This is a genomic window from Streptomyces paludis (assembly GCF_003344965.1).
Classification (GTDB): Bacteria; Actinomycetota; Actinomycetes; order Streptomycetales; family Streptomycetaceae; genus Streptomyces; species Streptomyces paludis.
Window position 1 is genome coordinate 7587009 of the sequence record NZ_CP031194.1, and the last position, 22337, is coordinate 7609345.

Sequence of the window (22337 nt, forward strand, 5' to 3'; positions counted from 1 at the left end):
CTGGAGTCCTCTCCCTGCGAGAAGTGGCCGAGGGGCCGGCAGCGCTGGTCACCGGCCCCTCGGCGGTGTCTACCGGCCGGTGCGGTAGACCGCGATCCCGGTCATCGTCGGTGTGTAGCGCTCCGTCGCGATCTTCCCGGTGAGCGCCACCCGGAGACGGGTGGTCGTCACACTGCCGAAGCCGGTCACGGTGAGGTCGTGCCCGATACCGGTGTCACGGCTCGCGAAGGTCACCCAGCGGCCGGTTCCGGTGTCCCACCGCTGGAGTTCGAAGGTACGCACGCGCGGGTTGGTGCCCGAGTCGGTGTACTCGTCGAGATAGACCTCGTCGAAGGTGGTGCTCGCGCCGAAGTCGATGTCGAGGGTGATCGGGTAGACCGCGTCGTCGGCCGCGGCCCAGCGGGTCGCGGGGTTGCCGTCGGTCAGCTTCTCCGCGCCGAGTGTTCCGTTCGCCCCGGGGTGGGTCGAGCTGGCGGTGACGGGTCTGCCGCGCGCGAGGTCGACCCGGCTGTCCGTCTCCTCCTCGACCGGGTCGGTGTCGACCGGGTCGCTGACACGCGGACCGATCCGCGCCTCGGAGATGCCGATGTCCGGCGCCCTGCCGTAGTAGAGCGGGGTGCCGAGGAAGTCCTCGGTGCCCAGGTGCGGGTTGTACCGGCCGGCGTCGATGAGCGGCGAGTCCGGGCGCAGCGCGAAGTGCGCCGCCGCGTCGCGGATCCGGTCCACGCCCGCCCCGGTGACATACGCGGCGGGGTCCCCGACGAACCGCGGATCGGTGCGCAGCCCCCTCGCGTCGGCCGGTTCCTGGGGGGAGTGGACACCGCCGGCCTCGTAGAAGTCGTTGTTGGAGAACACGGCCTGCCGCAGGGCGCCGGTCCGCCGGTACCAGGGGGTGGGGGTGGTCGTCGAGGTGTTGTAGAAGATGTTGTTGAGGAAGTAGACGCGGCTCAGGAATGTCTCGTCGTGGACGGTGTCGAGTTCCGCGCCGTCGTAGACGAAGGTGTTGTTCGTGAAGTAGGTCGGTGAGTAGTTGGTCGACAGCATGTTCTTCACGAGCACGCCGTTGTCGTTGACGCTCAGGTTGTAGCGGGCCACCGAGTTGTGGCTGTTGCCCATGTAGGCCATCCAGCCGGCCGCGTTGTCGTGCGAGTAGTTGAACTGGTACGTGACGTTGAAGTTCGTGTACTCCAGGTCCCAGGGGGTGCCGTCGTACTCGTCGCTCGGGCCGCCGTACACCTCGTTGTACTGCATGACCGAGTCGGCTCCGGCCCACAGGTACAGCGCGCACGACACCCCGTCGTAGCGCTCCAGGAAGCCGTTCACCTCGTTGTACTCGACCGTCATGTTCTTGGTGTTGGCGAGCTGGATCGCGCCCTGGCCGGTGCTCTTGGCGTAGTTGTGACCGATGTAGACATCACGGCTGTACAGGTCGCGGGTGCGTACCCACAGCTGTTCCCAGCCCTCGTGGAACTTGCCGCTCTCGTCGTACTGTCCCGCGCTGGTCCCATCGGCGCCGAACCAGTTGAACGCGAACTGGACGGCGTGGAGTTCGACGTTGTCGAAGGTGTTGTTCTCGATCCGGACGTCCTTGAAGTAGTACCCGCCCGTCCCGTACTCCTTGTAGCTCCGGCTGCCGAAGACCTGGAAGTTGACGCCTCCGTAGTGGATGCGCTGCCAGCGGCTCGGGCCGTCGATGTGGTGGACGTACACCTCCGAGATACGGAAGTGGTCCATGATGCTGTCCTCGCCGTCCTTGAGGAGGTCGGCGTTGACCGAGACCGCGATGCCGTCGCGGACGACGGACCCGGTGGTGATGTCGGTCGCGAAGTCGTCGTCGTTGGACAGCTCGACATTGTTGATGTGCCAGTACTGCTGGTTGCGCAGCACGATGGCGCCGGTCAGCCCGACGGTGGCGGGGTTCTTCGTGCCGTTCGCCAGGAACGGGCTGGGCACCTTGCCGTTCGTCGCGATGTACGGCCGCCGGGCGCCCGGGTCGCCGTACGCCGAGATGGTGACCGGCCGGCCCGCGCTGCCCGAACCCTTCGGCCACAGCTGCTCGTCCTGCCACTGCTCACCGGCCTTGAGCAGGATCCGGTCACCGGGCCCGAACGTGGTCGCGCTCGCCTTGGCCAGGGTGCGCCAGGCGGCACCCGGCGAGGTCCCGACAGCGTTGTCACGGCCCAGGGTGGCGTCGATGAAGTAGTCCGTGCCCCCGGTCGTGTTCGGTGTGTCGCCCGGCCAGGGCGCGGGCGCGGCGGCCGGCGCCGGTACGGGAGCGCGCTCACCGGACCCGGCGGCGTGCGCGACGGGCACCAGCGGTCCGGCGAGCAGCGCGGCGAGCAGGGCGCTGAACAGGGGGGTGAGGCCCGCGCGGAGTGCGCGCGCCGGGAACCGGCGGCGCTTCGGCGCTTCCCCGCCGGCGGCGCCGGCGGCGGGCGGTGGGGTGTCGGCAGGTCTCATCGCTGCACATCCTCTGCGTTGATGGCGTCCACCGCCGCGGTGTCGACGTCGGTCGTGCTCGCGTCGACCCGGCGCTGGAGGTACTGGGCGAACTTCTTCTCGACGAGGGACTGCCGGATCCGCCGGGAGTAGTCGGCGAACGCCTTCTCCTCGTCGACGTCCTTGCCGTCGAGTTCGTAGTAGGTGACATGGCCGGTGCCCGTGACGGGCTCCGAGATCCGGCCCGGCGCCAGGGTGCCGAGCACCGCCATCAGGTCCTGGTCGTGCGCGTTCAGCCCGGTGGTGGCACCGCCGTCGTACGTGCCGGTCGTCAGCTCGGCCCCGGGCACCCCGGTGACGGCGCTGAGCCGCCCGGCGGCGGTGACCCGGCGCTGCACCCGGGCCGTGTCACCGGCGGAGGCACCGTCGGGCACGGGCACCACGAGCCGGGTGTAGCGGTACGTGGTCGCGTTGGCGCTCCAGGAGCCGCGGTCGCTGTCGAAGGCGCGCCGGACCTCGGCGTCGGTGACCCGCAGCGGGCCGTCCGCGTCCGCGCCCAGCCGCTTCCTGAGGCCCGTGGCCAGCTCGGTGAGCCGGTGCGTGTAGAACTCCTCGGCGGTGAACTCCGTGACACCGTAGACCGTCCGGCCCGCGGCGATCGCCTCGGCACGGGACGCGTTCTCCCGCGCCAGCGCGGCGAGGAAGTCCGCGTGCCCGACGGAGCCGATGAGCCCCTGCTCCTTCGCGAGGACAAGGGTGGCCCGGTCCCGCCGGATCTCGTCGAGGGCACGGGACGTGAGCCGCTGGAGCGCGGTCCGGTCGCCCGCCCGCGCGTTCCAGTCGGTCACGTCCTTGAGCCGGTACGTGGCGCGCAGCTCGTTCTGCACGGCCGGCGCGAGCCGCCGCATCTGGAAGAGCAGTTCGTCCCGGGTGACCGGCTCCCCGTCGAGCGAGGCGACCTTCTCCCCGTCGCGGTGGCCGGTGACCACCACCGCGGTGATCACCACGGCGGCGACCGCCAGGAACACACCGGCGAGCAGCGCGACCGCCCGGCCCGACGGCCGACGCGCGACGCTCGCCCGACGGGCGGCGGCCGTGGTCCGTACGGTGCCCGGCCGGGGCAGGGTGCCCTTCACGAGGCCGCCCCGATCGCGGCCACCCGGGCGAGGACGGGCGTGTCCCGGGCCGCCGTCACCTCGGCCCGTACGGCGTCGGCCTCGACCGGTGGGAAGGTCAGGATCCGCTGGTGGCCCACCGCGTTCGCCTCGGCGAGCGTCGTCCACCGGCCGTCCCGGCGGGCCTTGACGACGATGTGCTCGACACGCTGTCCGTAGGCGATGTCCTCGCCCAGGACGACCGCCTCGACCCGGCGGGGCCCCGCGAACGCGAGGGTCACCGAGGGCAGCGCGTCCGCCCCGTCCGGCCGCCACGGTGTGTGCCCCGGGCCGGGCCACGCGGTCGCGGCATCGCCCGCGTCACCGGAGGAGACCGTCGCCGTCGCCCCGATCCGCCGCGCCCGGAAGTCCCCGACGCGCCGCCCGAGTTCCTCCAGCACCGCCGCGTCGGCGTCCCGGACACGGCCGTCCGCGGCCGGCGGGACATTGAGCAGGAAGCACGAGTTGCCGCCGACGGACCGCAGATAGACCGCGAACAGCTCCTCCGCGGAGCGCACCGCGCCGTCCTCGGCCGGGTGGTGGAACCAGCCGGGCCGCAGGGAGGTGTTGACCTCGGCCGGATACCAGACCGGCGCGCTCGCGTGCCCGGCCAGCGCCGCGCGGCTGCCGAGATCGCGGTCGTCGCTGCGTACCAGCCGGGCGAACGCGCCGTCGTCCGCCCGCTGCGAGCGGTCCGCGGTCCGCTCGGCGTCCCGCAGCGTGCCCGGCACCACACTCCACTCGTCGGGGCGGGTCTCCCCGGCCTCGTTCCCGCACCAGCGGACATCGGGCCCGCACACGGAGATCACCGCGTCCGGTTGCAGCGCCCGGATCACCGCGTAGTACCGCTCCCAGTCGTAGACCTGGCGCCTGCCGTCGGGCCCCTCGCCGTTCGCGCCGTCCAGCCACACGCAGAACAGCGGCCCGTAGCGGGTCAGGACCTCGGTGAGCTGGGCGACGTAGAAGTCGTCGTAGGCGGTCCCGGAACCGTACGACGCCTCGGTCCGGTCCCACGGGGAGAGATAGACCCCGAACCGCAGGCCGTGCCGCCGCGCCGCGTCGGCGACCTCCGCGACCACATCGCCCCGGCCGCCCCGCCACGGCGACGCGGCGACCGAGTAGGCGGTGGCGTCGCTGGGCCACAGACAGAACCCGTCGTGGTGCTTGCAGGTGAGGATCACACCGGTCATGCCGGCGGCCTTCAGCGCCAGGACCCACTGGTCGGCGTCGAGGGCGGCCGGGTCGAAGAGGGCCGGGTCGTCGTGGCCCTCGCCCCACTCCCGGTCCGTCATCGTGTTCATACCGAAGTGGATGAAGCCGTAGAACTCCATCTGCTGCCAGGCGAGTTGACGCCCGCTCGGCCGGACCGCCGCCAGCTCCCGCCCGTACGCCCCTGCCTCGGACGTGGCTGCGGGCGCTGTCACCGGAACCTCCGGTTGTACGTGGCGAGCAGGGCCAGCAGCCCGCCCAGCCCGGCGACCATGACCAGCAGGTTTCCCCACCCGACCGTCGTGCGCGCCATGACGACGAGCGCGAGGCAGCCCGCCGCGAGGAGCGTCCGCGCGGCGACGAGCGACGCGGTACGTGTCGGTTCCTTCATGTCGGTGTCCTTCCACTACTGGTGGAGCGGCGGCCGGTCAGCCCTTCACACCGCCGGACGCCATGCCCTCGATGAGCCGGCGCTGGATGACGGCGTAGACGATCAGAACGGGAACGATGACGATGACCATGCCGGCGTACAGCCGCCCGTAGTCGGCCGCCGCCTTCTGCGCGGTGAACAGGTTGAGGAGACCGACTTGCAGCGTCTTGCCCTCGCCCGGGAGCAGGGTGAGCGAGATGATGAAGTCGTTCCAGTAGGCGAGGAAGTTGAAGAGGATCACGGTGGTGACCGCCGGCCGCGCCATCGGAAGCATGATGGTGACCATGATCCGGAAGCGGGAGGCCCCGTCCACCGCGGCGGCCTCCTCGTACTCGACCGGGATCGACCGGAAGTACGCGGTGAGGAGATAGATGGTGAACGGGATCGACGTGGCCGCGTAGACGAGGGAGAGGACCGCGGGGTTGTCGATGAAGAACCCGCCCGGAAACACATCGAGGAGCGACCGGTCCCAGTCGACGAGCATCAGGAAGATCGGGACGACGATGTAGTTCACATTGACGAAGAGCCCGCCCAGGAGCGCGATCTCCACGGCGCGCCGGCCGCGGAACTCGTAGCGGGCGATGACATACGCCGCCGGCACGGAGACCGCCAGGACGAACACCAGCCCGAGCGCCGTGACCAGCACTGACGTCAGGAAGTACTGCCCCAGGTGCGCCGAGACGAACGCGTCGGCGTAGTTGCTGAAGTGGAGGCCCTTCGGCAGCGTCCAGGGGCTCCCGAAGAACTCGCCGCGCTGCTTGAGCGAGGCGAGCAGCACCCAGCCGACCGGCACCACGACGGCCAGCGCGAGGGCGGTGACCAGGGTGTAGGTCAGCGCCCGGGCGAGGCCCGGCCGGGCGGCGGGCGAGCGGGACGAACGGGTCAGGGTCATGGTGTCCGTCCTCAGAACTGGAGGGGCTCGCGCCGTGTCGCCCGGCTCACCAGCAGCGACACGAGGAACGAGAACGCGAAGATGACGACACCGATGGCCATCCCGTAGCCGTACGACGAGTTCGTGTACGCCTGCTTGTACATGTAGCTCAGCAGCACCTCGGAGGAGCCGTCGGGACCGCCGCCCGTCATCGCGCGGACGAGGACGAAGCTGAGGTTGACGGCGCTCATGATGAAGAACGTCAGGGTGGTGCGCAGGCTCTGCCAGATGAGCGGCAGGGTGAGGGCGAAGAACTGCCGGGTGGGGGAGGCGCCGTCGAGCGCGCTCGCCTCGTACAGCTCCTCCGGGATGCTCGACATGCTCGACATGTAGAGGACCATGTAGTAGCCGAGCGACTGCCAGACCATCGCGATCGCGACGGAGTAGAGCACGATTTTCTGGTCGCCGAGCCAGACCCGCTGGAGTCCGTCGAGCGACAGCAGCCGCAGTGTGCCGTTGAGCAGACCGTTCTCCTGGTCGTACACGGCGGAGAAGACCGCCGCGATCACGACCACCGAGAGGACGTTGGGGATGTAGAGGATGAACCGGTACAGATTCCGCCCGCGCAGCCCCTGCCGGGTCATCACCGCGGCGAGGAACAGGCCCATGCCCATGGTCACCACCGTCACCACGACCAGGAGCGCGACCGTGTTCTGGAACGCGCGCACGAACTGCTGGTCGTCCAGGAGCCGGGTGAAGTTGCCGAGCCCCACGAACCGCATGTCCGGCGAGAACCCGCTCCAGGTGTAGAGGGACATCCGGAACACGTTCACGGTCGGCACGACCATGAACACCGTGAAGAGCAGCAGCGCGGGAAGCAGGCAGGCGAGCACGAAGCGGCCGCTGCCGCGCCGCCGGGCCGGGGTCCGGGCGCCGCTTCGGGAACGTCCGCCGGCCGGCGGGGCTTCGGTGGGTTGGTCCGTCGAGCCTGGGGGTGTGGCGGAGAGCGTCGTCACCGTACCGGTCCTTGGGTCGTACGAAGCGGTCCTGGAGGAGCGGAGGGTGGTCAGCCGCCCGACTGCCGCAGTTTCTCGCTGGCGTCGTGCAGTGCGGCCTGCCATTTGTCCTCGGTGGTGTCGCCGCTGATGATGCTGTTGGCGGTGTCGAAGAGTGTGGCCTTGATGTCGACGCCCTCGACGGGCGGGGTGCCCGCGAATCCGCCGACGAGCGCGGAGACCGACGGGTCCTCGTACACCCGGTAGAACTCGGCGTTCTCGGCGGACAGGGCGCTCGTGGCGGACTCGACCGGCTGGATCGCGTTCGACCCGGCGAAGATCTTCGCCGCCTCGTCGGAGTACAGATAGGCGATGAAGTCCTTGGCCGCGTCCTTCTGCTGAGCCGCGCTCGGAATCCAGACCGACTCGACGGACGTCGTGATGTAGCGCTCGCCGCCCGCAGCGACCGCCGGGAGCGGGGTGAGGCCCCACGCGAAGCCGTCCGCGCGCGGCGCCTCGGCCATCTCCCCGACGATCCAGGTGCCGTTCGGCATGAACAGCGCCTTGTTGTCGAGGATCAGCTGCTGGTTCTTGGTGAAGTCCTGCTCGTTGGCGTAGCCGACGGTGGCGGGCGCGGCGTAGCTCAGCAGCCGGGTGGTGAGATCGAGGGCCTGGCGGGCCTTCGGCGACTTCCAGATGTCCTGCTTGTACGTCATGACATCGGTGTGGAACTCCTCCCCGCCGATACCGGCGAGGAGCGCGAAGAAGTACGAGTCGAGGTACCCGGCGGTCGGGTAGGTGAACAGCGCGATGCCCTCCCGCTTGGCCTTGTCGCCCAGCGCGAACATCTCGTCCCAGGTGGCCGGGGTCGCCCAGCCCTTCTCCTTGAACAGGCCCTTGTTGTAGAAGAGCCCGGTCGGCGCGTAGTACATCGGCATCAGATACGTCCGGTCCGTGCCGTACGGGTTGGTGTTGAGATTGCCGACGATGCCCTTGGTGAGCTTGTCGCCCACGGTCCCGTCCTCGCCGGGGATCTTCGCCTTCAGGACCGGGGTGAGGTCCTCCAGCGCCTTGTCCTTGACGAGGGTCTCGGTGAGAGCGGCCTTGCGGCCCTGGCCGAGCACGACGACATCCGGATACCGGCCCGCCTTCATGTTCGGCGAGATCTCGTCCTCGATGCTCTTCGAGATCTGCAACCGCACCTCGACATCGGGGTTCGCCGCCTCGTACGCCTTGATGACCTGGGCGTACATGTCCCGGCCGTAACCGCCTTCGAGGGCGGCGACCTTGAGCGTCGTCCGGCCCGAGTCCGAGGTGCCTTCGCCGGCCGAACAGCCGACGAGCACTCCCAGAACCGTGACCGCGGCGCCCGCGAGGGCGAGCGATCTCCTCATGGCGAAGTCCTTCCCGTGGACAGCGAGTTGTTACGATGGCATCGATAACATGCGCGCTTACGATGGCATCGAACCCCACGGGGCGCAAGAGTCCCGGGAAGGGTCTTTCGGCGCACGGCCGGCGCCGGGCCCCGCGCGGCTCAGCGGGAGCGCGGCGGCGCCGTGGAGGCGCGCACCGACAGCGACGGAGCGGCGTCCGGCCCGTCGGCCCCGATGTCGTAGCCCCGCAGCAGCAGGGCCACGGCCGCCGCGCCGTAGCGGTAGAAGTCCTGCCGTACGGTCGTCAGCGGCGGCGAGCAGTAGGCCGCCAGCGCGATGTCGTCGACGCTCACGATGGACAGGTCCCCGGGCACCGACCGGCCGCGCTCGCGCAGCGCGCGGATCACCCCGAAGGCCATCTCGTCACCGGCCACGAAGACCGCGGTCACCTCCGGGATCATCGCGAGGATCTGCCCCTGCCGGTAGCCCGAGTCGGGCGACCAGTCGCCCTCCAGCGGCGGCGGCGCCTCGATCCCGGCCTCGGCCAGGCACTCCTGCCAGCCCTGCCGCCGCCGGCGCGCCTCGATCCACTCGTCGGGACCGGAGATGTGCCAGACCTGACGGTGCCCCAGATCGAGCAGATGCCGGGTGGCGAGCCGGCCCGCCTCCCGCTGGTCGATGCCGAGCACCCGGGCGCCCGCCGTCCGCGACCCGTCCAGGGTGACGGTCGGGATGTCGCGGGTGATGTCCTCCATCTTCCGGGTCACCGAGATGAGCGGCACGGCGATCACGAAGCCGTCCACGCCCTGGTCGGCGAGGCGCGACAGGGACTGCTCCATCAGACCGACGTCCAGCGCGGCGATGGCGGAGATGCTGACCGCGTACCCGGCCGCGCCGGCCGCCGCCTCCACACCGGCGGTCACCGCCGCCCGCGAGTAGTACCCGCCGGACGCCAGCAGGACGAGTCCGATGGTGCGGCTGCGCCCCGAGGCGAGCGTCCTGGCCGCGCTGTTGAACCGGTAGCCGACCTGCTCCACGGCGGCCAGCACCCGCCGCCGGGTCTCCGGGTCGACGTTCGGCGACGCGCGCAGCGCCCGCGAGACGGTCTGTGCCGACACCCCGGCCGCCCGGGCCACATCGGCCATGCTCGGCTGCCTCGGCTTCGCGGTGCCCTCGGTCATGGCGCGCTCCTCTCCCACGGCCGCGCCGCGGCGTCCTCCGCCCGATCACGCGACCTTGTTACGTATGGCATCGATAACATACGCTCGCCGCGTGACTGAGTCGCCCACGACACACATCCCTCCGGCACACACCACGACCGACGGGGCCATCGGAGCCGTCGGAGCCGCCGCCACCGGCGCGCTCACCTGGCGCGACGGGCGGGTGTACCGGCACGGCGCCCCCCATCGCGTCCTGTCCGGGGCACTGCACTACTTCCGTGTCCACCCCGACCTCTGGCGGGACCGGATCCGCCGCGTCGCCGACCTGGGGCTCAACACGGTCGACACGTACGTGCCGTGGAACTTCCACCAGCCCCGCGAGGACACCGCGCCGCGCTTCGACGGCTGGCGGGACATCGAACGGTTCATCCGCACAGTGGGGGAGGAGGGCCTCGACGTCATCGTCCGGCCCGGACCCTACATCTGCGCGGAGTGGTCCAACGGCGGCCTGCCGAGCTGGCTCACCGCCCGGGACATCGCGCTGCGCAGCTCGGACCCGGCGTTCACCTCGGCCGTCGGCCGCTGGTTCGACGAGCTGATCCCGCGTATCGCCGCGCTCCAGACCACCGAGGGCGGTCCGGTCGTGGCGGTCCAGGTGGAGAACGAGTTCGGCAGCTTCGGCGACGACCACGCCTATCTGCGCCGGCTCCGCCACGCCCTGACCGTACGGGGGATCCGGGAGCTGCTGTTCACCGCCGACGGACCCACCGACCTGATGCTCGACGGCGGCACCCTGCCCGGCACCCTGACGGCCGTCACCCTGGGCTCCAAGCCCGCCGCCGCCCGGCGGCTCCTCGCGGCCCGGCGGCCCGGTGAACCCTTCGTGGTCGCCGAGTTCTGGAACGGCTGGTTCGACCACTGGGGCGAGCCGCACCATGTCCGGGGCGTCGACAGCGCGGTCGGCACCCTGCGCGGCATCGTCGCCGACGGCGGCAGTGTGAGCATCTACATGGCCCACGGCGGCACCAACTTCGGCCTGTGGGCCGGCGCCAACGAGGGCGACGGCGGGCATCAGCCCGTCGTCACCAGCTACGACTCCGACGCGCCGATAGCCGAGGACGGCAGCCTCACCGCCAAGTTCTTCGCCGTACGCGAGGCCCTCGGCGCCCAGGGCCCGCCGCGCTCGTCCGCGCGGCCGGTGACGCTCCCGCCCACCCGCGTCCCGCTCGTCCACCGCGCCGGCCTGCTCGCCGGGCTGCGCGCCGTACCCGCCCCGACCGTGACCGCCGCGCGCCCCGCCACGTTCGAACAGCTGGGCCTCGACGCGGGAATGGTCCTGCACACCGCGCACCCCCGTATCCCGGCGGGCGAGCACCGGCTCGTGCTCACCGACGTACGCGACCGGGCGCTGGTCTTCGTCGACGGCACCCTCCTCGGCGTGGCCGAACCGGGCTCCCCGGAACTCGCCGTACGGGGCACCGGCGATGCCGTACGGCTGGAAGTGCTGGCCGAGAACCTCGGCCGGGTGAACTACGGGCCGGGCATCGGACGGCACAAGGGCCTGCTCGGCCCCGTCCTCGTCGACCGGCGCACCGTACAGGGCTGGCGGAGCACACCGCTCGCGCTCCAGGAGTGGTCCGACGCCGAGCTGACCACCGCGCTCGCCGCCGGTCCCACGACCACCCCCACCACCCCCACCGGCTTCGCCGTCGCGACCCTGAGCGTCGACACCCCCGCGGACACCTTCCTCGCGCTGCCGGGATCGGGCCGCGGCCTCGTCTGGGTCAACGGGTTCCTCCTCGGCCGCCACTGGGAGATCGGCCCGCAGCTCACGCTCTACTGCCCGGCACCCCTGCTGCGCGCCGGCGAGAACACCGTGACCGTCCTGGAACTGGAACGGCTCGGCACGACACTGGAGTTGCGGGACCGCCCCGAGCTGGGACCACCGGAGGAGTACATCGAGGAGTTCGGCTGAGCCCGCCGCCCGCGCACCCCGTGCCGGAGGCCCCCGGGCCCGTGGACGGCGGTCAGACGCGGTCCGCCGCGATCAGGACGTACTGGAAGGATCCGTCCTTGTACGAGTTGATGAACGCCTCCTCGATCCCGGTGACCAGCGACGACGTCGCTCGCAGCTCCCAGTAGGGCAGCGTCTCGGGGGTGAGGTCGATGACCGCCTGCGGTACGAGGCGGTTGTTGGCCATGGCGCGCAGATACTCCCGGCGGGAGTGGATGTTGCACTCGAAGTGCGCGTTGATCTGGGAGACCCACTTCGAGGGCTGGCCGTACCGAGGGTTCCAGCAGCCGGTGATGGTCACATAGCGGCCGCCGACCTTCAGAATGCGGGAGTGCTCGGCGAAGAGGTCGTCCAGATCGACGTACATGCTCGACTCGTTGTTCCACGAGGCGGTGGTCCGGCCGGTCTCGAACGGGGTGCCGAGCATGTTGCAGACGCGGGCCCGGACATGGTCGTCGATGCCGAGTTCACGGGCCCGCCCATTGGCGAACTCGGCCTGCTTGGCCGAGAGCGTGACGCCCTTTACCCCGCAGCCGAAGCGCTGGTGGGCCATGACCATCGAGCCGCCCCGGCCGCAGCCGGCGTCGACGAGGGTGTCGCCCCGCTCGACGGGGCCGAGGTGGTCCAGCAGGAGATCCGCCTGCGCCGACTCCAGCCGGTGCAACTCGGCGATCAGCCGCTTCTCGTAGGCGCTGTCCGAGGAGTCGCCGAGGGCGGCGCGGTCGATGTCGCCGATGCCGTAGTGGTGGTGGTACAGGCCGTCGACATCGCCGAGGCGCAGGTTCACCGGCCGCGCCTCGCTGTCCCAGTAGCGGCTGATGTCCCCCTGGTACGGCGTCGCGGGGGAGGGGATGAACGGGGAGCCACCCGCGGATGCGGGCGAGGGTGCGGTGAGTTCGGTGTTGGTCATGTGGGTCACGGACGAATCCATTCTTCTTACCAGTAGTTGGGCAGGTGATAGCGGTAGGTGTTGGTCTGATGCCAGTGGTGGTTGCCGTCGACCCAGGCGGCCACCCCGCGCAGAAAGCGCTGTACGGAGGGGAGGGGACAGGCGGTGGCCAGGGCGGCCGCTTCGGACTCGAAGTCACGCATGAGGTCGTTGTGGACCTCGATCGCCTTCAGATAGGCATCGCGGTCCGAGAGCTTCTCGCGCTCGGCGATCACCACCGGCAGATTGAGATGGCGGCCGGGACCGGCGAGTTCCTTGGTGTACGAGTACAGGTCGTTCACGATGGTGGTGGCGTTCCCGGCGAGGGCGATGACCCGCTGCATGGCGGGCTGCGCGTGCAGGTCCGCCGGGAGTTCGTAACCGCCGACCGTGTCGGTGATGGTGGGGCAGGGGCGGAAGTTGTTGAACTGGCGCATCGCCAGGTACTCCCACACCTCCGGGACATGGTCGGTCTGGGCCCAGGCCGCCTCGGCGAGATATCCCAGATGCAGCCGGGCCATGTCGTGCCGGAACCGGTCGGCCTGCGAGGGGCCGGCCGCCTCGCGGAAGTACTCCATGGCGGAGCGGTAGGCGCGGCGGGGCGCGTCCGCGTGGAGCGACTCCGCCCACAGCGGCTGGTACTCCGCCGTCGTGTGCAGGGGGTCGAGCGCGGTGTGCGCCAGCAGAAGGCGTCCGCCCAGCCCGATGGGCGAGCCCCCGTGGTCCTCGCAGTAGCAGTCGTCCACCGCGTTCTCGGCGACCATCAGCCGGGTGGCCAGCATCAGATGGTCGACCGAGGGCGCGTCGGGATGGCAGACGGCCATATAGCGCCCTACGGAGAAGCCGTCGAACTCCTCCTCCCAGTCGTCGGGGTAGAGATCGACCTCGTCCACGGCCCATGCCTTGATCCGGCGGCTGACCTCCGCCACCCGTACGGGGTCGGGCTCCGGCACCGGGTGGAAGTAGAGACCGGGGACCGGGATCGCCTCGACGGGCGCCGGCTCGGGCACTTCCGGCGCTTCCGCGCGCCGCGCCGGATACAGGCCCGCCGTACCCAGACCGCTGGGACCTCGCAGCACCCGCTTCAGACAGCCGGCGGAGGCCGGGACCTCGACGGCCGGTACGGCAGGTTCGGGCGGTACGGCCGCTACGGGCGGGGCGGGCGCCGGGGGAGCCGCGGGCGGCCTGCCGGTGGCCAGTGTGATGTCACGGGCGCGGGCGGCGGCCTCGGCGAGGACATACGCGCCGAAACGGGCGGCGGCCTCGGGCAGGCTCGACTGTTCGGGGGAGAGATCGGGGTCGGGCATCCGCGGCTCCTGGCGGGTTTGCGGTCGTGGTCGGACTTCGGCGGTCATCGCGCGCCCCCGCGGGCGATCTGCACGTTCTCCAGCACCCCGAGCGCATCGGGCACGAGGACGGCGGCGGAGTAGTAGGTGGAGACGAGATAGGAGATGAGGGACCTCTCGTCGATGCCCATGAACCGTACGGACAGACCCGGTTCGTACTCCTCGGGCAGCCCGGTCTGGCGCAGACCGATGACGCCCTGGTCCTCCTCGCCGGCGCGCATCACCAGGATCGAGGTGGTCTTCTCCTCGGTGATGGGGATCTTGCCGCAGGGCAGGATCGGGACGCCGCGCCACGCCGGGACCCGCTGACCACCGAGGTCGACATGGGTCGGGTAGATGCCACGCCGGTTGAACTCCCGCCCGAGCGCCGCGATGGCCTTGGGGTGGGCGAAGAAGAAGTGGGATCCGCGGCGGCGGGAGAGCAGTTCGTCCAGGTCGTCCGGGGTGGGCGGACCGGAGCGGGGCTGGATGCGCTGCTTGAAGTCGGCGTTGTGGAGCAGCCCGAACTCCCGGTTGTTGACGAGTTCGTACTCCTGGCGCTCGCGCAGCGCGTGAATGGTGAGCCTGAGCTGCTCCTCCGTCTGGTCCATCGGCCCGTTGTAGAGGTCGGCGACCCGGGTGCGGACCCGCAGGATGGTCTGGGCGACGGAGAGTTCGTACTCACGCGGTGCGAGTTCGTAGTCGACGAACGTGCCGGGCAGCCGGGGCTCGCCGGTGTGGCCCGCGGACAGGGCGATCTCGGCCTCGCCGTGACGGTTCTGCCGCTGCTGGGCCAGCGAGCCGAAGCTCCGGACATGGGCCTGGAGCCCCGGGGCCGAGGCCAGCACGGCGGCGAAGTCGGCGCGGGACAGGGTGAGCAGGGTGCCGGCGGTGAGCGCGGTGGCGGTGGCCTCCCACCGGGCGTCCGCGTCGAGCAGGGCCTCCTCGCCGTACCGGTCGCCGTCGGCGAGTACGTCGACGGCGATCTCGTCACCGTACTTGCCGACGGAGGTACGGCTGATCCGGCCGTGGGCGATCAGATGGATCCGCGCGGCGGGAGCGCCGCGCTCGGCCAGCGTCTCGCCGGCCCGGAAGTCGCGCTGCTCGCACCGGTCGGCGATGGCCGTGAGCACCTCCATGTCCTCGTAGCCGCTCAGCAGGGCCAGTTCACCCAGTTCGCGCGGGATCACCCGGACCCGGGTGCCTTCCTGCACGAACTCCACCCGCCCGTCACCGACGGTGTAGCTCAGCCGCCGGTTCACCCGGTAGGTGCCGCCCTTGGTCTCCACCCAGGGGAGCTTCCGCAGCAGCCAGCGGGAGGAGATCTCCCGCATCTGCGGGACGGACTTGGTCGTGGTGGCGAGGTTACGGGCGGCGGCCGTGCTCAGACTGGACTGCCGGGGCGGCTCCAGCAGCTCTTCCCGGCCGGTATCAACGGTCATCGGACGCGCTCTCCTTCGTAAGGGCGTTGGCCGACGTGCGTGCGCGGCACCGTGAAACGCGGAGATGGGGCAGTGGCAGGACAGGAAGAGGCGGAAAGCCGAATAAACAGCCGGTAATCCGTCCAGATCCGAGACGACGGTATCGGCCGCCGCATCCGGGGGACCCCGAGAAGCCGTAGACATTAACTCGATACGATGATCTTGCCCGGTGGGGGGTTTACCGGGCCGAACCGCGCTTCTACGATGGCCGGCCGGATGATCGGCGCGAACGGTACGGAGAGCGATCCCACGGAGGCGATCCCGAGGAAGCGGTCACCCGGGCCCGGGAGCGGCGTCGGAGACCACCCGCATCCCCAGGCCGCGCACCCGGTAGATGCACGTGTCGTCACCCCACAGCGTCGCGTCCCCGATCGCGTACGGGCCGCGCGCGTCCGTACCGGACTCGACGATGTCCATGTCCACCCGGATTAGCCGGTTGGCCGGGGTGATCTGGCCGCGGTACGTCCAGGATGTCTCGCGCCCGGGCAGCACCGGTTCGAAGCGGGGGTGCGGGACACCGTCGGCGGCGCCGCGTTCGAGCAGGTGGTACTGGAGCAGCTGGCACATCGCCTCCAGACCCAACGACCCCGGCTGCACCGGGTCCTGGAAGAAGTGGGCCCGGAAGAACCACTCGCCCGGCACCACGTCCTTCTCCGACCGCAGCCGGCCGAGCCCCGCCCGGCCCCCGTCCGGCCAGCAGCCGGTGATCCGGTCGAGCATCAGCAGCATCGGCCCCGGCAGCCGGGGCCGCCCGGCGCAGTACCGGGCGGGGCGCGCGGTCAGATCCACCGGCGGCCCGCACGGCTTGTCGAGCCGCGCCCGGTCCTCGGCCGGCACCGCGAGGCCCGGCTGCCGGTCGAAGGCGGACGGCGGGAAGTAGCCGAAGACCGTGGACAGTTCGAAGAGCGGCGCGCCGTCGGCCGTGCACCGCACCCGGAAGGACTCCACGATCATGTCCCCGCTGCGGGAGATCCGGGTCAGCACGGCATGGGTGCGGACCGTGCCCGTCGCCGGGGTGACCTCACCGCTGACCGTCCCCGTCCCGTCGAGGTTGCGGAACAGCAGATCCGTGCCGGTGGTCAGCGCGCTGCCCACGTACGACGCCAGCCAGCCGCAGGGTTGCAGCGCGATCTCCATGAGCACGGCGAACGGCATCGTACGGCCGCCGCTCTGCTCGAAGTACCAGGCCCGCGCGGGCACGTCGTACTCCGCGACGGCCTCGGAGCCCTCCCGCATCCCGCCCTGCGGTCCGTCGACCGAGACGATCCGGCTCATGAAGTGGTACGGGGGCCCGGGCAGCCGCGCCACCCGGCGCGTACCGTCGAAGGGCTCGTACGCGGCGCCGAACGCCTCGCTCGGCCGGCCCCAGGCACACGCCAGCAACGAGGGGTAGCCGAAGGGGAGTCCGTCGGCCGCCGTCGCCACGGGCTTCTCCTCCCGGTGCCCCGCCAGCCCGCCGAGCAGCGCAAGCGGTACGGGCGTACCGTCGGCCCGTACGGTGGGCGGGCCCGAGCCCCGCCAGTGCGACAGCGGCCAGTCCGGTACGAGCCGCAGCGCCACGTCCCGGCCCAGGAACGCCTTCGCCCCGTCCACCGACCCCAGCACATCGGCGTGGAGCGTGGGCACCGGGCCGGCCGACACACCGCGGACGAACACCTCGTAGACGACCCGCCGTCCTGACGGAGTGGCCTGGCCCCGGCACATCGTGCGGCAGGGGTGGCCGTCGACCGGCTCGAAGCGCCAGCCGTCCCGGTCGACGGTGAAGCCCATGGCCGTCAGATAGAACGCCATCGCCTGGAGACCGCCCTGAAGCATCAGGGTGCCCGGCATACAGGGGTCGTTCTTGAAGTGCCCCGAGAAGAACCAGTCGTCGGGGGAGAGCGGGGTCTCGGCCCGCAGATAGCCGCGGCCCCACGGTCCGCCCGCCGGGTCGAACGCGGTCACCTCGTGGATCAGCCGCAGCCGGCCGCCGTCGAGCCCCGGCGAACGGACATGGGCCGCCGTCGCCTCCCAGCCGGGCCCGAAGCAGTCCGCCGGCCGGCCGTCGACCAGGGCCGACACCCGCTCCGCGCCGAAGCGCGTCAACGCGCAGCGTACGGCGGGCGGGTCGAGCGGCAGCTCAGCACCGGGCGGACGCTCGGCGGGATCCCACCGCACACCGCCACCGCCGGCCAGCTCACGCGGGGTGAAGAACCCGGCCTGGCCCTCGCGGACGCTCAGCCGCAGCACACCGTCCACGAAGCAGTCGTAGTGGAAGAAGGCCAGCCGGACACCGTCGTGCTCCGCGTGGCCGTCGATATGGATCTCGTAGCGCAGGACGTCCCCCGCCCCCGGCGGTCCACCGTGGTACGTCACCTCGCAGCCGAGCAGCCGGTACGCGCGCTCGCCCCGGTTGAGGAGATCGGCGCCCAGCCAGCTGAGCAGGAGCAGATCCGCCTGGCCCGCCTCGATCAGCACCCCGGCCGGCACCCGGCCGGTGGCGTCCAGATACCAGCTGCCGGGCAGGACATCGGTCTCGGTCCAGATCGTCCCGTCGGTGCGTACGGACCCGGGAGCCGCGAGCGCGGCCGGTACGGCGTCGATACCGGTGATCCGGTCCGCGAACAGCATGGGCGGCTCCGGCATCCGGGTCTGCACCGCGTAGCCGTCCTGCTCGGCGAAGCGGGGACCGAACAGCGCGGAGATCTTCCCGGAGGCGAGGTATTCCAGCTGGGCGCGGTCGAACTTCGGCCCGGGTTTGGTGGGTTGATCGGGCACGGGTGCGGGCGTGGATGGGGTCGTGGATGCGGTCGTGGCCGTGCCGGGAGCCGTCAGCGCGGTGACGGCGAGGGCCGAGATCCGCAGGAACCGCTGGTGGGCCTCGGTGTGTACGGCCATGATCTCCCGGTGCAGCGCCGCGACCCGCAGCCCCTGCCGGACGATCACGCCACGGACCCCCGCCGCGGGCGCGGCGACGGCGGCCGGGGCGACAGCGGCCGGGGCGACGGCAGCCGGTGTGACGGCGGCCGGGGCCTCGGGGCGGCCGGTCCGAGGCCGCCACTCCGGCACCGGCGCCAGTTCGGGGGCCCGGGGCAGGGTGGTCACCACGTGCGGACCCACGGGCGGACCCATGTGCGGACCCATGTGCGGCTTCACCACCGGCTCCACCGCCGGTTCCACGGGGGACAGGCACGGCGTTGTGGGTACGGCGACGGTGACGGTGGGCCCCGGGCGCGGCACTTCGGTGGCGGCGTCCGCGAGCCGGGCGAACAGTTCGTCGGCGTGTACCGGCACCCCGGCGACGACGAGTTCGGCGACCGCGAGGCACAGCTGCCGCAGCCCGGTGTCGCCCGGGGCGTCCAGGGCGACGGCCACATGCTCCCGGTCCCCGAGCACCCGCTTGATCCAGCCGGTGCAGAGCTTGCGCGGCCCGTGCTCGACGAAGACCCGCACCCCGTCGGCCCAGGCCCGCTCGACGGTGGCCGCGAAGTCGATGGTGTTGAGGCCCTGCGCGGTGAGCGCCTCGGCGGCCCGTTCGGCCGTCGGCCGGTACGACTGGCCGGTGGCCCCGCTGTAGAACCGTACCCCCGGGACATCGACGGTGGGACGGTGGTGTGCCGTCCGCCAGGCCGCCTCGACCTCGGTCACTTCCGGTGCGTGGGCGGCGAGTTCGTAGTCCAGCTCGATCGCGCGGTCCGCGCCGATCCGGGCCACGGCGGCGGCGCACGCCCGGGACTCGCCGCCGATGACGCAGACCCCGGGCGCGTTCACCGCCATCAGATGGACCGCGACCTCCCCCGCCAGCTCCGAACGGACCTCTTCCAGCGGCGCGTTGACGAGATAGGTGGCCCAGCGGGAGCCCTGGACACCCAGCCGCGCCCAGTGGCGCCTGACCGCCCGCAGTTCACCGGTGAGCTGCGTGGTGAACAGGCCGCTGTCCAGGGTCGCGTCATACAGTCCCGAGGCGTCCGGCCAGGCCCCCAGGGCGACCAGCGCGGCCGACTCGCCCGAGGAGTAGCCGATGGCGGCGTCCGGCCGCAGCCCGAGCACCTCCCGGGTGAACACGGTGTGGAACACGGCGAGTTCGGCGGCGTCCCAGATCTGACCCAGCACGCCCCGCTCCGTACTGGAGCGCAGCCGGGTGCCGATCGCCCTGTGCCCGGCCCGGACGGCCTCCCCGAGGGACGGCAGCGCGAGCATCAGCTCATGGCCCATGCCCGGGTACGCGGCCGAGCCGTTGGTGTAGACGAACGCGGTCTGACCCGTGACGGGCGTGTCCCGGTACAGCACATCCGCCGGACGGATCCCGCCGTCGGCCAGCCAGCGGCGGGCGGCCTCCTTGCGGCCCGGCAACGCGGCGTCGTCGTCGACCACGAGCGCCAGCCGGGCCGGCCCGGGACAGGAGCCGGCACCGGACCCCTGCCGCGTACCGGACTGCGACTCCAGCGCCGCCAGTACCTCCGCGCGGTCGGCGCCGGAGAAGACATACAGGCGCGGAGCCCGTCCGCGCAGCCACGGCCGGGCGTCCCCCGCGCGCAGGAGGACGCTCGCGACGGGCCCCTCCATCGGTGTCACCGAGGCCCGCGCGGTGTGCGCGACGGCCCCGGCGTCCGCCGGTCCGCCCGTACGCGGCACCGCGCGGTGCTGGAGCGCGAGCGCGGCGACCGCGACGGAGACCAGCCCGTACGCGGCGTGCGCGCGGCCGAAGGCCGACGCCGGGTCGAACACCGCGTCGGGACCGTCCCCGATGACCATGTCGGGCACGGCAGCGGTGGCGGTGGTTCCGGTGGTGCCGGTGGCGGTGGGTTCGTCGTCGAGAAGCGCGATGACGGTGTCACCGTCCCGGCGGGCGGTGTCGAGGGGCTTGAGGACCAGGACGACGGCGGCGTCCCCCGGTGCGCTCGTGTGCCCCAACTCCCGCAGCGCGGCCCGGTGGACCACCTCGTGCGACAGATCGGCGGCGCCGACGAGCGCGGCGTCCGCCTCTCCCGCCCGGACGGCCCGCGCCGCGATCTCCAGCGCCACCGGACCGGACGCCTCCTCCGCCGACACCGCGAAGCTCGCGCCCGCCAGGTCGAGTTGGGTGCTGATCCGGTTCGCCGCCAGATTCGGCAGGCTGCCCACCACCCCCTCCGCGGTCATGGGCCCCACGAACGCGTCCCGGGCGGTGGCGGCGTCCGGCAGCCCGGCCGCGGGTCCGGCCTGCGCCAGCCAGTACGGCACCCGCCAGCGCGCCCCCGCCCTGGCCACCTCCGGGTCCACCCCCATCCCGATGACCACCATGGTCCGCTCCCGGGGCAGGGACACCGTCCGTACGGCCTCCCGGGCCGCCTCCAGCACCAGCAGCTGATGGCGTACGGTCCGCTCCAGGGCCAGCGGCGGAAAACACAGCTCCGGCAGCTCCACGGCGATCTCCCGGGCCCCGCCGCGCCGTTCACCGCCCAGCACCGCCCGGCGGAAGTCCTCGGTGCCGGTCCCGTCGCCGACCCGGGCGCCCAGGGCGACGATCGCCACCGGGGTACGGCCGCCCGGCACACGGCCGCCCGGCACACGGCCGCCCGGCACACTCCGCACCGGGGCGGGGGAGCGCGGGGCCGACACCGGGCGCGCCGGGGAACGTACGCCGGACACCACGGGGCCGTCGTCCGGCAGGTCCACGATCAGATGGGCGTTGGTCCCGCCGAATCCGAAGGCGCTCACCGCCGCCCTGCGCGGCCCCGGCCCCGCCCACGGCTCCGGTGCCGTCAGCACCCGTAACGGTGTGCCCGCCAGCGCGTCCAGCGGACGTTCGGCGCCGAGCGTCGCCGGGCGGATTCCCGTACGCAGCGCGCCGAGCACCTTCAGCAGCCCCGCCACCCCCGCCGAGGCCAGCAGATGCCCGACGTTCGACTTCGCCGAACCGATGGGCACATCGGCACTGGCCCCGAAGACCCGGGCCATGGCCCGCGCCTCCACCGCGTCCCCGACCGGTGTCCCCGTCGCATGGCACTCGACGAGCGACACACTCCCGGGCGCGACGCCCGCCGCGTCGTACGCCAGCCGCATGGCCCGCACCTGGCCCTCCTCCGCCGGGCTGATCAGCCCGGCGCCGCGCCCGTCGTTGGACAGCCCGACACCGCGGATCACACCGAGCACGGGCAGCCCGGCGGCCCGCGCCTCGGACAGCCGCGTCAGGGCGACGAACCCGGCGCCCTCGCCGTGCACCAGCCCGTCCGCGTCCCGGTGGAAGGGCCGGCTGCGTCCCGTACGGCTCGTCGCGGAGAGCCCGCAGAATCCCACGTGCAGATAGAGGGGATCGGCCCGGCTCACCGCTCCGGCCACCATCAGGTCCGCCGTGCCGTCGTGCAGCCGGTCGCACGCCAGCTTGACCGCGTACAGCGAGGAGGCACAGGCGGCGTCGAGGGACCACGCGCCCGCGCCGAGCCCGAGCGCCCGGGCCGCGAGCTGGGCGGGCAGTCCGGACGAGAAGCGGTTACGGGCGTCGGGCCGCACCTGGCGCTCGCCGGTCAGCAGGGCGTCCCGGACCGGCCGCCGCTGCGCGGAGAGCCAGACATGCTCGGCGAAGGAAGTCCCCAGAGGCGTGGGGTAGGACAGATTTCCCAGCACCAGCCCCGCGCGCGGCAGCGGCCCCTCGCGGCCCGCCTCCGCGAGGGCCTGGCGGACGCCGTACATGACCCAGTGGAAGAGCGGGTCCAGCGACAGGATCCGTTCCGGGGCGATCCGGAAGCCGCTCGGGTCGAAGACGGACGCGAAATCCCTTACGTAGCCGCCGATATCGGAGTAGGTACGGTCGAGGTGGTCGTCGACCGGGCCCATGGCCCACGAGCGCGGCAGCCGCCACCGGCCCTCGGGGACGGCCGACAGACTGCCGCGGCCCGCCGCGATGTTCTGCCAGAACGTGTCCGGATCGAGGGCGCCGGGCAGCACACAGCCCCGGCCGACGACGGCGATCGGTTCGTATTCCATACGTGTGGTCTCA

Annotated in this window: 13 protein-coding genes; 1 reads left to right on the top strand and 12 read right to left on the bottom strand. The window is 71.9% G+C overall.

Going from position 1 to position 22337, the window contains the following annotated elements:
• Positions 1-69: 69 nt before the first annotated feature.
• The 8 genes from DVK44_RS33255 to DVK44_RS33290 form a co-directional block, all read right to left on the bottom strand.
• Positions 70-2460: a discoidin domain-containing protein gene (locus DVK44_RS33255; protein WP_114664331.1), complete on the bottom strand. Its 2391-nt coding sequence runs from the start codon at positions 2458-2460 to the stop codon at positions 70-72.
• Complete coding sequence (locus DVK44_RS33260) at positions 2457-3575, bottom strand: hypothetical protein (RefSeq protein WP_114664332.1); 1119 nt, start codon at positions 3573-3575, stop codon at positions 2457-2459. The genes DVK44_RS33255 and DVK44_RS33260 overlap by 4 nt, the downstream gene beginning before the upstream one ends.
• Positions 3572-5017 carry an alpha-L-fucosidase gene (locus DVK44_RS33265; RefSeq protein WP_228447473.1) on the bottom strand — a complete coding sequence of 482 codons (1446 nt, stop codon included), beginning with the start codon at positions 5015-5017 and terminating at the stop codon, positions 3572-3574. The genes DVK44_RS33260 and DVK44_RS33265 overlap by 4 nt, the downstream gene beginning before the upstream one ends.
• Positions 5014-5193, bottom strand: coding sequence for a DUF6903 family protein (locus DVK44_RS33270; protein ID WP_114664333.1), 180 nt, complete (start codon positions 5191-5193; stop codon positions 5014-5016). Before DVK44_RS33270 ends, DVK44_RS33265 begins: the two co-directional genes overlap by 4 nt.
• Positions 5194-5230: 37 nt before the next feature.
• Positions 5231-6124 carry a carbohydrate ABC transporter permease gene (locus DVK44_RS33275; RefSeq protein ID WP_114664334.1) on the bottom strand — a complete coding sequence of 298 codons (894 nt, stop codon included), beginning with the start codon at positions 6122-6124 and terminating at the stop codon, positions 5231-5233.
• 11 nt (positions 6125-6135) lie between these two features.
• Positions 6136-7119 (bottom strand): carbohydrate ABC transporter permease, encoded by a 984-nt coding sequence (locus DVK44_RS33280; protein ID WP_228447474.1) that lies wholly within the window; start codon positions 7117-7119, stop codon positions 6136-6138.
• Between the two features lie 50 nt (positions 7120-7169).
• Positions 7170-8492 carry a carbohydrate ABC transporter substrate-binding protein gene (locus tag DVK44_RS33285; protein WP_114664335.1) on the bottom strand — a complete coding sequence of 441 codons (1323 nt, stop codon included), beginning with the start codon at positions 8490-8492 and terminating at the stop codon, positions 7170-7172.
• 140 nt (positions 8493-8632) lie between these two features.
• A complete protein-coding gene (locus DVK44_RS33290) occupies positions 8633-9652 on the bottom strand; it encodes a LacI family DNA-binding transcriptional regulator (protein ID WP_114664336.1) in 1020 nt (339 codons plus the stop codon).
• A gap of 91 nt (positions 9653-9743) precedes the next feature.
• On the opposite strand from DVK44_RS33290, the gene DVK44_RS33295 reads away from it, so the two are divergent.
• The gene (locus DVK44_RS33295) at positions 9744-11606 is read left to right on the top strand and encodes a glycoside hydrolase family 35 protein (protein ID WP_408055375.1); all 1863 of its coding nucleotides are present in this window, start codon (positions 9744-9746) and stop codon (positions 11604-11606) included.
• 52 nt (positions 11607-11658) lie between these two features.
• Here the strand turns inward: DVK44_RS33295 and DVK44_RS33300 are convergent, their stop codons facing one another.
• The 4 genes from DVK44_RS33300 to DVK44_RS33315 form a co-directional block, all read right to left on the bottom strand.
• A complete protein-coding gene (locus DVK44_RS33300; protein ID WP_114665602.1) occupies positions 11659-12555 on the bottom strand; it encodes a geranyl diphosphate 2-C-methyltransferase in 897 nt (298 codons plus the stop codon).
• A gap of 26 nt (positions 12556-12581) precedes the next feature.
• On the bottom strand, positions 12582-13880 hold the full coding sequence (locus tag DVK44_RS33305; protein WP_114664338.1) for a family 2 encapsulin nanocompartment cargo protein terpene cyclase: 1299 nt from the start codon (positions 13878-13880) through the stop codon (positions 12582-12584).
• 44 nt (positions 13881-13924) lie between these two features.
• Complete coding sequence (locus DVK44_RS33310) at positions 13925-15340, bottom strand: family 2B encapsulin nanocompartment shell protein (protein ID WP_114664339.1); 1416 nt, start codon at positions 15338-15340, stop codon at positions 13925-13927.
• Between the two features lie 312 nt (positions 15341-15652).
• Positions 15653-22324: a type I polyketide synthase gene (locus tag DVK44_RS33315; RefSeq protein WP_114664340.1), complete on the bottom strand. Its 6672-nt coding sequence runs from the start codon at positions 22322-22324 to the stop codon at positions 15653-15655.
• Positions 22325-22337: the final 13 nt, after the last annotated feature.